The organism is Rhodococcus sp. IEGM 1318, assembly GCF_033142465.1.
Classification (GTDB): domain Bacteria; phylum Actinomycetota; class Actinomycetes; order Mycobacteriales; family Mycobacteriaceae; genus Rhodococcus_F; species Rhodococcus_F qingshengii_B.
Genome location: NZ_JAWLSC010000007.1, coordinates 199,376 through 212,117 on the forward strand (window position 1 = coordinate 199,376; position 12,742 = coordinate 212,117).

A 12,742-nucleotide genomic window follows, 5' to 3' on the forward strand; every position below is an offset into this window, starting at 1 on the left:
GCGCAGGTTCGAGGAGTGTGTCGGTAGCGGTGGCAGTGGAATCTTCGGTGCTGCTGAAGTGGTACTCCGATACGGCCCGTGACCTGCCGTGGCGACGTGCGGGCGTCAGTGCCTGGCAGATCCTGATGAGCGAGATCATGCTCCAGCAGACTCCGGTGGTGCGCGTTGCGCCTATCTGGGAAGAGTGGGTAGAGCGCTGGCCGGTTCCGTCGGCGATGGCAGCGTCCAGTCAGGCAGAAGTGCTTCGCGCGTGGGGCAAACTCGGTTACCCGCGACGCGCGTTACGCCTCCACCAATGCGCCGGCGTCCTGGCGTCCGAGCACGGTGACGTGGTGCCAGAAGACGTCGACATCCTGCTCTCGCTGCCGGGAATCGGTTCGTACACCGCCCGCGCCGTGGCGTGCTTCGCCTACGGACAGCGAGTACCGGTAGTGGACACCAACGTACGACGCGTAGTTGCGCGGGCCGTACATGGCAATGCGGAACCTGGCAATCCATCCAACACGCGCGACCTCGCCGACGTTGCGGCACTTCTACCGAAGGCGCGAGCGCGCGCCGCTACCTACAGCGCAGCTCTCATGGAACTCGGCGCACTGATCTGCACTGCGCGGACACCGAACTGCGAAAACTGCCCTTTGCCGAACTGCGCGTGGGTCGCGTCGGGCAAACCGGCACACACCGGACCGCCCAGGAAGGTGCAGAAGTTCGCGGGCACCGATCGCCAGGTTCGTGGAAAATTGATGGCCGTTCTTCGCGAGAGTCACCGTCCGGTCGAGCGCGCGCAACTCGACATCGTCTGGCCGACCGATCCGGGTCAGCGTGACCGCGCACTGCATTCACTGCTGGTCGACGGACTGGTCGAGCAAACCGATGACGGCTTGTTTGCGCTGGCCGGAGAGGGTACGGCTTAGCCGGCTCGCAGCGGGTTGCATTCTTCGGCTGTGGGTTCGTCGGTCTGGAGCGGTGCGACTTCCGGATCAGAACGCCGAAGTACAGCAGGAACGGCAGGCACGACCGGGTCGCAAGGTGCAAGTGTCGGAATCTGTAGGTCAGCGCCGGGGGGAGGCCCACTGATCGAAGTCGTCGGCTCGGCGCCGACGTTCGGGCGATCCGTGGACACCGCGCGCGACCCGTCTGGGGACAGCGCGATCAGCAACCCCGTCAGCATGAGTAGAAGCGGCAGTACTATTGCCGCCGCCCACCGGACCCTGTTGACGGGCCGGACAGCCATGCCGCCACCGGACCGAACTTTGCTTCCGCGATCGGCCGCTACCAGCGCAGCGCCTATCGCCAGTTGGGTCCGCTCGCCGAGAAACAGGAAGCCGAGACCTGCCAGTTCAGCGGCTTCCGCGGACGGCTGTCGAGAGTCTTCCTTCACGAGCATCGCGACGAGCATCTTGGGCGCAGGGTCTCGTTCGGCGACGAGGAGATCCAATGTCGCAGCAAATGTCGAGCTGTCCGCAAGCAACTCAGCGGTGTCGTAACGATGCGCCGAGTCCACGACGCCTGCTCTCGGGTCGACGGCCGCGATCACGGTCTCACCGCCGTCCGGCCAGAACGCGAGAATCGGCGAAACACCATTCAGGGCGTCGACCGTCCGCAAGTAGGCAAGCCGTGCGTCGAGACCGTTGACCAACTCGACGTTCTCGAAAGGACTGGAGGACAACGAATCCGAGACAAGTTCGCGCACGTCCGCACGCTCGCACATCACTCCGACGACCGTGGGACACAGATTCGAGCGCAGGGCTCGACCGGTAGCGACCTCGGCGGCGGAGGCGAGTGCGCGCGCCGACGCTTGCGGAGAGGGAACAGTCCCGTCTGCACCCCAGGGGTGACGGAACTCGTCGATCGAGCCCAGAAGGGGTGTGTCCGCATCTACGAGAGCTGTTGAAATTGACTGATTTTCGAATACAACGCCCAGGCTTTCACGCACTGGATCCTCCATCGACTGCTACTGACTGTTACGAGTGTTGCCATTCCTGCGAAGCTGTATCAGAACGTCAGGCCACCGACCGCCATTGCACCTGGTTCCAGCACTACGTCCACCGGCGCTCGGCCGTCGACCGTGACGCGATACGTCCCCGGTAGTAGTCCGACAAACGAGAAGTGACCCTCGAATGGTTTCACCGTCCGCGCTGTCGCGTGCCCGCATTGATCGACGCCGTTGATCACCACCGCCTCCGAGATGCCCGATGTCACCAGACCTGAAATTCGTCCATCTGCCGAGACAGCAGTCCCCTGGCTTCTCTGACCACCAACAGAAATCCCGTGTGGATCACACACTCCCGCGGTGGTCGCCACCCGCACGGTGACATCGCCCGACCGCACGCGAACCGCCCCCTGATCTGCGGTGACCAGTGCAGCGATCGGTAGACCGTCGGCGTCTACCCGCTTTCCCGCAGTCATCGTCGCCGTTCGGGTGAAGTACCGGTCCGCTTCCAGATTGCCTATCAGGCAATGTAACCCGAACTCGTCGACACCCGAGCCGTCTCCGCAGTAGTCAGGCACGGACGGCAGAACGAAACCTCGAGGCACCGGAAGTTGCACGACCACGTCGGAGAGCGGATTGCCCCGGACACCGATGTCGATGACATACGTCACCGGATCACCCTCTCGGATAATGCCGTTGGACGGTCCCGAATCGAGCCCTGGACCGTCAGTGGAATCGAAGGGCGGCGCACCGTCAATCGCCGTCAGCTCGACGGTGAAGGGAGGCACGAACTCTCTCTCAGCCGCCAATCGAACATCCGACTGCATCGGAAGCACGCCGAGCGCAGCAGCGCCGACCACCAGGGCTCCCGTCACGACAACTATGCCGATACCTCGGCGCCACGCTCTCGGCCGGAGTCCGACGACAACGGCCTCCGACCACACCTCTGACAGACGAGTTCTCACGACGCTCCTTCGATGTCTGACTCTCGGGGCCCCCGACAGGCGCTCGCGGCTACATTTGGCGAATCCCGAGCTACGTTCAATAGAAGTCGCTCGAGGGACTCGAAAGCCAATGGTGACGGCGTGATTGTGTGGGTGAACTTCCCTCACCCAGGGTGAATTCCCGGGTGAATTGCCCGGGATGGCACGCTCTGGATTCGCACCAGCTACGCTCCTCCCTGTAGATAGATGGATCGAGACAATCCGCCCAAACTCTTCAATCACTGCGGGGCGCGAAAGCAGAAAGGGTCCGCGCTGATGTTCGGGATGGACGGCCACGACTGGGCAGCTATTCCCGAAAGGCGCACTCTCGCGACGTCGATTCCCCGGCAAGCGCTCTTCAAAAAACTTGACCGACGTGCCGCCCTGACCATCGTCCGTGCACCGAACGGCCACGGGAAATCGTCATTGATCGCATCGTGGCTGCGCGCTCACCTGGCATCCGAACGAGTACTCGTGTGGGTCTCGGCCCCACAGCCCTCGTCGACACTCGAAGATTTCTGGGCCGTTGTTCTCGATCGAATCCACGCTGCCGGAATCGCACTGCCCGACGTCGACGATCTCGCCGATCCTTTCACCGCTGTCGCCAAATCACTGAACGCCCTCAGCCGCCCCGTACTGCTCGTGCTGATCAGGCCGGATCTGATATCGGAACCAGAGTTGGACGATCAGTTGATCGAACTCCTCACCCTCTGCCACAACCTGGACCTCGTGGTCACGCTCTCGGGCTTCGGCATGTTCTGCGAGCCGTACCTGCTCGACACCGACCACGAGGTGATAAGCGCGAGTGAGCTGTTGTTCACGAAAGCCGATACCGCCCATTTGCTCGCACAAGCTGACGTACACACGACTGACGGTGATGCCGAACAAATCACATCCCTGACGGGTGGGCTGCCAGCGCTGGTTCGCGTCGCCGTTCCCGCCGTCCAGGCATCGGGTAGCCGCAACCGCGAGCAGATGATCAGGAAGAACATCGCGCAGGCGATAGACGACTACGTGAACAAATCCGTTCTCACGACCGCTGATCACGTGAAACAACTCGAGTTCCTGCTCGCGACGGCCTTTGCGCGATCGATCACCGTCGACATCGCCGCAATGCTGTTCGAGTCCCAACACCCTGAGGATGCCGAGACCGTTCATCAGGTTCGCGTGCGCCTGGCGATACTGGAGACAGCCGGATTGTTGTCGCGGGTCGAGACCGAAGCCGAAGAAACATGGGAGTTGCCGCCTGCAATCCGTCGATCGATACTCGCGCGCCACACCCGCGCTGGAATCGATCCGGCGCAACGTCTTTCATTCCTCGCGCATAACCGACTCGACCACGGTCATCACGCGTCGGCACTGGACTACGCTGTCGAGGCACAGAACTGGACCCTGGCCGTAGACATCGTCGAGCAACACTGGGTGACGATGATCGTCCACAGCCTGGACTCGGTTCGCTCTGCCCTCCAACGGATTCCGGCGGAAGCTGCAGACAAACACTCTGCTGTGGAGGCGGGGCGCGCACTGTTCACGATGCATCCGAGCGAGCGCTCGACGGTAGTCGACTTGCTACCCGAATCGCCGGCAGAACTGTGGGATCTCGGCGCTGAAGCCGGCGCGAAGGACGCCTTGAGCATTGCCTGCGTTCAATCGATCATGCTCAGGATGGCCGGCGAGTACGGGCTCGCAGCAGAAACCACCCGGCGCCTGTCTCACCTCAGTCGCAGTGCGCTGGAGAACAACCCGGAAGCGGTCAGTGCACAGCTCCCTCTCATGCGGCTTCAATGGGCGATCAATTTCCAATTGAGCGGCAGGCTCACCGAATCCACGATCAAGGCCCGAATGGCATACCACGGCGCACTGTCTCACGGAGTCGACTTCATCGCTCGCAACTCCGCGGGTAGTGCCGCACTGAATTGGGCGCTGGCTGGCGAGCCTCGCCAGGCCGCATACTGGTTCGAACTCGAGCAAAAGCATCCGGATCCTGGCGGTTGGCTCGAACCTGTGGTCAAGATCGCCGGCCTGACAGCACGGGCGCTAACGGCTCTCGACACACTCGTCTTCGACGACGCACGTGGGACACTGACAGAACTCGGTTTTCCTTCCGACACCGAGGAACTGTGGGCATTCGTCGTCTATGCGCACTGCCAATTCGCCTTGACCTCCGGCGACCACACTGCGGCACTACTGTTGCTCCACAATGCGATCGAAGCACATTCCAAGCAGTACACGGCTACATCTTTCGCACTCCCACTGATGCAATCCGCCGAGATCGATCTCCTGCTCGCTCTCGGACAGGGGAACAATGCCGTAGCACTGGCCAAGGAGATCATCGATCCTGCCGCCAATCCGTGGACCCTCACGTCGGTGGCACGCCTACGGCAGCGGATCGGCCAGAACGAAGCCGCGGTCGCCCTCTGCCACCAGTTCGACTGGTCCGGCGAGTCGTATCCGCGAGCACAGATGGAATCGCTTCTGGTGCAAGCGGTTGCACACTCCAGATTGGGTGAGCCGCGCCTCGCGGCGCAGGAATGGTCCAGAGCCTGCAGTATCGCGGATCAGACCGGACTTCTGCGTTCGTTCGCGACCATCTCATCGGCGGACGTCGAGAAACTCGAATCGATGGCGAAGTCGAATTCGCGAGCACTCGCCGAATTCGCGAAAACGCCTCGGGCTGAATCCTTTCCGGAATTCGTGCACATCGTGGAGCTGACCGAACGCGAACAGATGGGCCTCTCACTCCTGGCGATCGGAATGGGGTCGGCCGCGATGGCGGACAAACTGTACGTCTCCGTCAACACCGTCAAGACTCAACTACGCACTCTCTACAAGAAGCTCGACGTACACAATCGAAACGAAGCGATCACGAAGGCACGCCAACTGCGCCTGCTGTAGTCCCGGGTCGGATCTGATTCGGACTACATTCTGTAGACATGAGCACCGATACCTGCGTCTTCTGCAAGATCGTCGCACTGACCGAGCCGGCGATTCTCGTTCACGAGAGCGAGACGACTCTCGCATTTCTCGACGCCAGACCGGTGAGTCGCGGACACACTCTGGTGGTCCCCAAGCGCCATGCAGAAAACCTCGATGCTCTCGAAAGCCATGAGGGCGCAGAGATGTTCCGCGTCGGGACGCTCATCGCCGGCGCTCTACGTCGCTGCGACATCGCCGCAGACGGCGTCAACTTCCTGGTCAACGACGGTCGCGCCGCGGGCCAGACCGTGTTCCACTCGCACCTGCACGTCGTCCCCCGCCATCGCGGCGACAAGGCGAAGTTCGCTGCCGGACTTCTGGCCAGACGAGCCGTCGAACTGGAGCAGGTGGGCTCGTCGATCCGCAGTCAGCTCACCGTCTGAAGGAACTTCGTCACGACGTCGCGGTAACGCTGCGGTTGATCGTCGTGGACCAGGTGACCGGCGTCGGCAATACGTACGTACCGGGTTTGCGGCCGCTCGGCCATCTCTCGCATCTGTCCTTCGGGGGTGATGGTGAACTCCCCCTCGATCAGCAAGGTCGGTGCCTCGATCGCCTTCCACTGATCCCAGAAATGCCTCGTGCCCCATTCCTCGGAGATGTCGCGGAAGGTCGACACGTCGCCGTGCAGGTACCACCCGTCGTCGCGACGGTCGAAGGAGTCGAGAAAGTACTGACCGGCGACGGGGCCGAAGAATTCCTTCATCGCGTCCTCGGAAGCAAACGGCTGCGGCCACGCCGAAATCATCTGCGCCCAGTCCGCAGCGGTGCGTCCCCGAAAGTCCGGGGCCATGTCTTCCAGGACCAGCGCACAAACCTTTTCGGGATGCGCGGCGGCGAAGCACCACGCGTGCAGAGCCCCCATCGAATGACCGATCACGGTGATCGGCTCCTCGATGGAGGCAACGGCCGATGCCAGGTCGTCGACGAATGCCTCGGTAGTCAGCTCTGACGGCGCCGGCCTGCCGTGACCGGCAGCGTCGAAGGTGTAGACGTGGCCGAACTCGCGGATCCACGGAACATGGCGACGCCACGTTCGGGAGCTGCCCATGAGGCCGTGCAACAACAGAATCGGTTGGCCCGTTCCACCTTCGTCATGCAACACGAGTGTCACGGTACGCGGTGAGGCTACGCGGGTAATGTCGCTTGCATGGCAGTCGTGAAGATCAATGCAATCGAAGTCCCCGAGGGCGCGGGCCCCGAACTGGAGAAGCGCTTCGCAGCACGCGCTCACGCAGTCGAGAACTCCCCGGGCTTCCTCGGGTTCCAGCTCCTCCGCCCCACCGCCGGCGAGAGCCGCTACTTCGTGGTGACGCAGTGGGAGTCCGAACAGGCGTTCGCCGATTGGCGTGACGGCCCCGCCCGCGAAGCACACTCCGGCGAACGAGCGAAGCCCGTCGCTTCGGGTGCGTCGTTGCTTGAATTCGAAGTTGTCCTGGACGTAGCCGCCAAGAGCTGATCGCGAGCGATTGTGCCCGCTCGTGCGGGCACAATCGACGGTCATCTCGGGTTCGCGCGTTGACACGGAGCGGGCCGTAGTGCAAAAGTTCGCTTGTAAACGCGATGGTCCGACAGGAATCCGGTGCAACCCCGGAGCGGTCGCGCCACTGTAATTCGAGGTGAAGTGCCTTTTCGGTACGGCTATTTCGACAGCCAGACACTTCGGCCATCGCATGGACCTAGGGGACGCGAAAATCCCAGGAGGCTTCGATGGCTCTCGCCTATTCTCCCGATACGTCGATCGATTCGACTCGTCTTGCTTTCCTCGCCGCTGCAGTAGTTCTGTTCGCGATGCTGGCTCTCTACCTGGTCGGATTCGACCAGGGCGCGGTCTCTCGCACCGGCATGTACATGCATGAATTGATGCACGACGGACGCCACTTGATGGGCCTGCCGTGCCACTAGTCGACAATTTCACGAAGCTTCTCATTCGTGGATTGTTGGCTGGTTTGATCGCGGGCATTCTTGCCGGCGGTGTTGCGTTCGTGCTGGGTGAACCACACGTCAACGCTGCCATTGCGATCGAAGAAGCCAACAGTGCAGCCAGTGAGCATGCCGGCGAAGCCGCTGGGCATTCGCACGGCGACGAAGAAGAACCACTGGTGAGCCGCGACGGGCAGCGCGCCGGGCTGTTCCTGGCCACTGCGCTGGCCGGACTCGCACTCGGCGCGATCTTCTCGGTTGTCGCCAACTACGCGCGACGACTCACCGGAATGTCCGGGCCGTTGTTGGCGATCACCATCGCCGTCGGCGGTTGGCTGGCCATCGAGGCCGTGCCGTTCTTCAAGTACCCGGCCAATCCGCCGGCCGTCGGAGACCCGGACACCATCAACCAGCGGACACTGCTGTGGCTGGCTGCCGTGATTCTCGGACTGCTGTCCGTCACAGCGGCCGCAGCGGCGGCAAAGGCAGTTTCAGGACACGAGTTCCTCAGCGTGCGCATCGCTGCTCCGGTGGCTGCGTTCCTGGTGATCGTCGCGATCGGTTACCTCTCGCTTCCCGGCATCAACGAGGTGGGTGAGGACTTCCCGGCAAACCTGCTGTGGGAGTTCCGACTTTCCTCGCTCGCTACGCAGGCGACGCTGTGGCTCGTACTCGGATTGGCATTTGCCTTCCTCACCGAGCGCGCGACCAAGAACGCCGACGTGGCAAAGAAGTACGCCCTTCGCTGAACCTGCTGTGCGCCTTTGTTAACCGCCCGCGGTTGACGAAGGCGCACAGCAGTTCCTTTTCAGCTCAGATGATGCACTTCCTGCAGCCCGTAGACCGGCGTCGGAATGCCCTCGTAGCGCGCCTTCAACTGCAGCGCGAGGTACAGCGAGTAGTGCCGCGACTGGTGCAGATTGCCGCCGTGGAACCAGAGCGCTTCCTGCTGCGTCGGCTTCCACATGTTGCGCTGCTCGCCTTCCCACGGTCCCGGATCCTTGGTCGTGTTCGAGCCGAGGCCCCACACCTTGCCAACCTTGTCCGCGGTGTCCTGACCGATCAGATCCGCCACCCAGCCGTTCATCGAGCCGTAGCCGGTCGCGTAGACCACCACGTCGGCAGGCAGTTCCGTACCGTCTTCGAGGATCACGCTGTTCTCGGTCAGCTCACGAATGTTGCCGTGCGCGAGCTTGATGTCCCCGTTGGCAACCAGTTCGGCCGCACCGACGTCGATGTAGTAACCCGAGCCGCGTCGTAGGTACTTCATGAACAGGCCCGAACCATCGTCGCCCCAGTCGTGCTCGAAACCCGCCTTCTCGAGGCGATCGTAGAAGTCCTTGTCGCGCTCACGGATTGCGTCGTACACCGGGATCTGGAACTCGTGCATGATCCGGTACGGCAGCGAACCGAACGTGAGATCGGCCTTGTGCGTCGTCATTCCGGCAGCGAGCGCGCGCTCCGAATACAGATCACCCAAGCCCAGATCCATCAGCGAATCCGACTTCACGATGTGCGTCGAGCTGCGCTGCACCATCGTGACGTCGATGCCGTTCTCCCATAGAGCTCCGCAGATGTCGTGCGAGGAGTTATTGGCCCCGATCACGACGACCTTCTTGCCCACGTACTGATCCGGGCCGGGGTGCTTGCTCGAGTGGTGCTGATCGCCGAGGAATTTGTCCTGCCCGGGGAACGTCGGAACATTGGCCTTGCCGGACATACCCGTCGCCATCACCAACTGCTTGGGACGCAACGTCAACTTCTCGCCGTTGCGGTTGACCTCGACTGTCCATTCCTGGGTCTTCTCGTCGAACGACGCAGAGGTGCAGGTCGTGGAACTCCAGTACGGAACCTCCATGACCTTGGTGTACATCTCGAGCCAGTCACCGATCTTGTCCTTGGGCGCGAACACCGGCCAATTGTCAGGGAACGGCATGTAAGGCAGATGGTCGTACCAGACCGGATCGTGCAGGCACAGGGACTTGTAGCGTCCGCGCCACTGGTCGCCCGGCCGCTCGTGGCTGTCGATCACGATGGCCGGAACTCCGAGCTGACGCATCCGGGCGCCGAGCGCGATGCCGCCCTGGCCGCCGCCGACGATCACGACGTAAGGCTGTGTGGTGTAACCGAGTTCGCGGTCCTCGATCTCCTTCTGCTCGGCCCACGTGATGCGGTTCGGGTCTGCCCCGTGCTTGGCGCCGCGCGGACGACGAGTGCCCTTACCTTCCTCGTGCCCCTTCAACTCCTGCAGCGACGTCAGCAGGGTCCAACCTTCATCTCCCTTCAAACGAAGGTGCCCGTGCGCACGCCCGGTTGCAGTCTCGAACTCGATCCAGGCTGACGTGACGCCGTCGGCCTCGTCGGGCGTCTCGGTCGTCCGAAATCCCGAAGGATCGGTGTCGTCGAGTCGTGCGGAGAGCATGTCGGCGATCTGCTCGCGACCTTCGACGGTCTTGATGTTCCAGGTGAACGACACCAGGTCTCGCCAGAAGCTGTCGAGTGCGAATTTGCCTGCCACACGCTCGATGTCACGAGCCGCGAGGGCCGACTCGAAATCCGCCAGCCAGGCGTCGACGCGCTCCTGAGGTGTCACCGCCGTCAACTTCACCTCGGGGGTGACTGCGGAATCGATGGTTTGCGTCATCACTTCTCCTTGTTTGTGAATGTGACACACAGCACATCCCATGAGTGGCCCCGGTCACAAGCGTTGCAGTCTGTTGCAATCAGCGGGCGCGGTGCCGACGTCCGATACCGGTTGCTCGCACCGATGTGCGGGCAACCGACTCACCCCTCCGAAGGCTTGAATTTGCCGAGTCCCAGCGACTGAAATCCTACGACGTAGAACAACGTCCACAACACGGCCCAATCCACGAAACCCAGTGCATTGCCGTGCAATCCGTCGACAACTGCCGGCTCGTGAAGAATGTGCTCTGCCGCAAAGCGGTAATAGAACAAGAATGTGACCACCGCGAGCACAAACGTGAGCAGCGCGCGGATCCCCAGGTTGACCCCGCCCGCAAAGCCCGTGGGCTTGTTACCGAAGGCGTTGGCCCAGAAGATCATCCAGAAGGCCCAGCACACACCGAGCTGCGCCGGGAACTGATGGATCACGCCGCCCAACTCTGCAACGGCATCGCTTCCCACCAGCACCTTCACAACCGGAAGTGCCACGAAGTACAAGCCTGTTCCCACGGCAAAGTTACCGATCGTGGCTGCGAGCGCCGTCTTTCCGCCGCCGCCGAACAGTCGCCACGGCCAGTTGTCGAGCGTCTGGCCGGTCAGGATCACGACCACCACGACGCAGTAGAACCACCCGAGTACGGTGTCGACGGTCATCAACGGATCCGTGGCGGACAGCGACACGGACGGCAGACCGAACACGAAGTACAGCGCCAGCGTCGGGACGGCGACAAACGCGATCTCACACAAACCCACCAACGGCTGCTTCATCCCTAAGGAAGTCCACGGCCAATGCTGCCAGTTCAAGACCACCATCACCCAGGTCCCGAAGCCGAAGAGCACGAACAGCGCACCCGCGAAATATCCGAGGCCGCCCTCACGATCGGCCGCGAAATCCGGGTACAAGCTCCCCACGCCGTTTGCCAGGAGCCACGTCACGACGACGGCGAAGACCGCGGTCGCGACCATGATCGCCAGGCCTTTCGCCGGCTGCGGGAGTCGATCGAAGCCGGCGAACTCGCAATTGAAGCCGATGAACACAACAAAGAGGATTGCCCAGAAAAGCGCCGCGTTGAACGGCAGAGGATAGAAACTCCAGGGACTGGTGGTCGGATCGGCCAGAAGGTACCAACTCGCCACGGCCAGCACGAGAACGATCACGAGGTTCGCGATCCCGAACCCGATCCAGCGGCGTGACGGTTGTCGGCTCGGCGTGGCAGGTTCCGTGGGTGTGTCGACTGTAGCGGTCATGTGCCCTCTCCCAGATTGTCTCGCAAGATGATTCGCGAAGTGGTGGCGCAACTATGGAACCGTCGCGCGGGGTACCGGGAGGGTTGCCGAGGGTTGCAACCGCTGCCCCATTCTCCGGAATTGCAACACGGTGCAACCCTTCCGCACTGTGGTCGCCGTCACATACAAATCACTCACCGGTTCACAACCGACTGGTTCACTGCTTACGAGGAGATCTGCATGAGCATCACGGGCAAGGTAGTACTGGTCACCGGCGCCGGCCAAGGTATCGGACGTGGAATCGCTCTCCGCCTGGCCCACGACGGCGCCGACATCGCGTTGGTCGACCTCGACCAGAGCAAGTTGGACTCAGTTGCCGACGAGATTCGACAGATCGGGCGTCGTGTGACGACGTTTATCGCCGATGTCAGCGATCGCGCACAGGTTCACGCCGCAGTCGAACACGCGCACAGTGAGTTGAGCGGATTCGACGTCATCGTCAACAACGCGGGAATCGCTCTCGTCGGCCCGATCTCCGATGCGACGCCGGAAGAGGTCTCCAAGATCTGGAGCGTCAACGTCGACGGTGTCCTGTGGGGAATTCAAGCCGCGGCAGCAAAGTTCCAGACACTCGGTCAGCGCGGAAAAATCATCAACGCGTCGTCCATCGCCGGTCACGACGGGTTCGCCATGTTAGGTGTTTACAGCGCAACAAAATTCGCGGTCAGGGCCCTCACTCAGGCTGCGGCCAAGGAATACGCATCCGACGGAATCACCGTCAATGCGTACTGCCCCGGCGTCGTGGGCACCGACATGTGGGTGACGATCGACAAGAGGTTCGCCGAGTTGACCGGTGCGCCGGAGGGCGCCACCTACGAGAAGTTCGTCGGCGGAATTGCACTGGGTCGAGCTGAAACCCCCGACGATGTAGCCGGTTTCGTCTCGTACCTCGCTGGGCCCGATTCCGACTACATGACCGGTCAGGCCGGTCTCATCGACGGCGGCCTCGTCTACCGCTGAC

12 protein-coding genes and 1 riboswitch are annotated in these 12,742 nt (G+C 62.2%); of the genes, 7 read left to right on the forward strand and 5 right to left on the reverse strand.

The genetic code is table 11. The annotated features are described in order from the left end of the window. Positions 1 to 29 precede the first annotated feature (29 nt). Entirely contained in the window at positions 30 to 911 is an 882-nt protein-coding gene (locus tag R4P65_RS18235; RefSeq protein ID WP_317827684.1) for an A/G-specific adenine glycosylase, read from the forward strand. On the opposite strand, the gene R4P65_RS18240 is transcribed toward R4P65_RS18235, so the two are convergent. Both R4P65_RS18240 and R4P65_RS18245 read right to left on the reverse strand, forming a co-directional pair. Then, the gene (locus R4P65_RS18240; protein WP_317827587.1) at positions 908 to 1,933 is read right to left on the reverse strand and encodes a hypothetical protein; all 1,026 of its coding nucleotides are present in this window, start codon (positions 1,931 to 1,933) and stop codon (positions 908 to 910) included. The genes R4P65_RS18235 and R4P65_RS18240 overlap by 4 nt on opposite strands. Before the next feature lie 59 nt (positions 1,934 to 1,992). Then, positions 1,993 to 2,895, reverse strand: coding sequence for a hypothetical protein (locus tag R4P65_RS18245; protein ID WP_317827588.1), 903 nt, complete (start codon positions 2,893 to 2,895; stop codon positions 1,993 to 1,995). Between the two features lie 225 nt (positions 2,896 to 3,120). On the opposite strand from R4P65_RS18245, the gene R4P65_RS18250 reads away from it, so the two are divergent. Then, entirely contained in the window at positions 3,121 to 5,808 is a 2,688-nt protein-coding gene (locus tag R4P65_RS18250; RefSeq protein ID WP_317827589.1) for a helix-turn-helix transcriptional regulator, read from the forward strand. 38 nt (positions 5,809 to 5,846) lie between these two features. Beyond that, positions 5,847 to 6,272, forward strand: a complete 426-nt coding sequence (locus R4P65_RS18255) for an HIT family protein (RefSeq protein ID WP_317827590.1) — start codon at positions 5,847 to 5,849, stop codon at positions 6,270 to 6,272. Here R4P65_RS18255 and R4P65_RS18260 read toward each other — a convergent pair. Further along, positions 6,257 to 6,994, reverse strand: a complete 738-nt coding sequence (locus tag R4P65_RS18260) for an alpha/beta hydrolase (protein WP_317827591.1) — start codon at positions 6,992 to 6,994, stop codon at positions 6,257 to 6,259. The two genes, R4P65_RS18255 and R4P65_RS18260, sit on opposite strands and share 16 nt — an antisense overlap. A 45-nt stretch (positions 6,995 to 7,039) precedes the next feature. On the opposite strand from R4P65_RS18260, the gene mhuD reads away from it, so the two are divergent. From mhuD to R4P65_RS18275, 3 genes are all read left to right on the forward strand, one after another. After that, complete coding sequence (mhuD, locus tag R4P65_RS18265) at positions 7,040 to 7,348, forward strand: mycobilin-forming heme oxygenase MhuD (RefSeq protein WP_007726927.1); 309 nt, start codon at positions 7,040 to 7,042, stop codon at positions 7,346 to 7,348. A gap of 88 nt (positions 7,349 to 7,436) precedes the next feature. Further along, a riboswitch (cobalamin riboswitch) is annotated at positions 7,437 to 7,575 on the forward strand. A gap of 24 nt (positions 7,576 to 7,599) precedes the next feature. Beyond that, on the forward strand, positions 7,600 to 7,794 hold the full coding sequence (locus tag R4P65_RS18270; RefSeq protein WP_230816706.1) for a CbtB domain-containing protein: 195 nt from the start codon (positions 7,600 to 7,602) through the stop codon (positions 7,792 to 7,794). Continuing rightward, entirely contained in the window at positions 7,785 to 8,561 is a 777-nt protein-coding gene (locus R4P65_RS18275; RefSeq protein ID WP_317827592.1) for a CbtA family protein, read from the forward strand. Before R4P65_RS18270 ends, R4P65_RS18275 begins: the two co-directional genes overlap by 10 nt. Positions 8,562 to 8,620: 59 nt before the next feature. Here the strand turns inward: R4P65_RS18275 and R4P65_RS18280 are convergent, their stop codons facing one another. Together R4P65_RS18280 and R4P65_RS18285 are read right to left on the reverse strand one after the other, a co-directional pair. Next, positions 8,621 to 10,456: a flavin-containing monooxygenase gene (locus tag R4P65_RS18280; protein WP_081558743.1), complete on the reverse strand. Its 1,836-nt coding sequence runs from the start codon at positions 10,454 to 10,456 to the stop codon at positions 8,621 to 8,623. A gap of 140 nt (positions 10,457 to 10,596) precedes the next feature. Continuing rightward, complete coding sequence (locus R4P65_RS18285) at positions 10,597 to 11,742, reverse strand: hypothetical protein (RefSeq protein ID WP_317827593.1); 1,146 nt, start codon at positions 11,740 to 11,742, stop codon at positions 10,597 to 10,599. A gap of 219 nt (positions 11,743 to 11,961) precedes the next feature. Between R4P65_RS18285 and R4P65_RS18290 the strand changes: the two genes are divergently transcribed. Then, positions 11,962 to 12,741 carry an acetoin reductase gene (locus R4P65_RS18290; protein WP_230816709.1) on the forward strand — a complete coding sequence of 260 codons (780 nt, stop codon included), beginning with the start codon at positions 11,962 to 11,964 and terminating at the stop codon, positions 12,739 to 12,741. Position 12,742 lies beyond the last annotated feature (1 nt).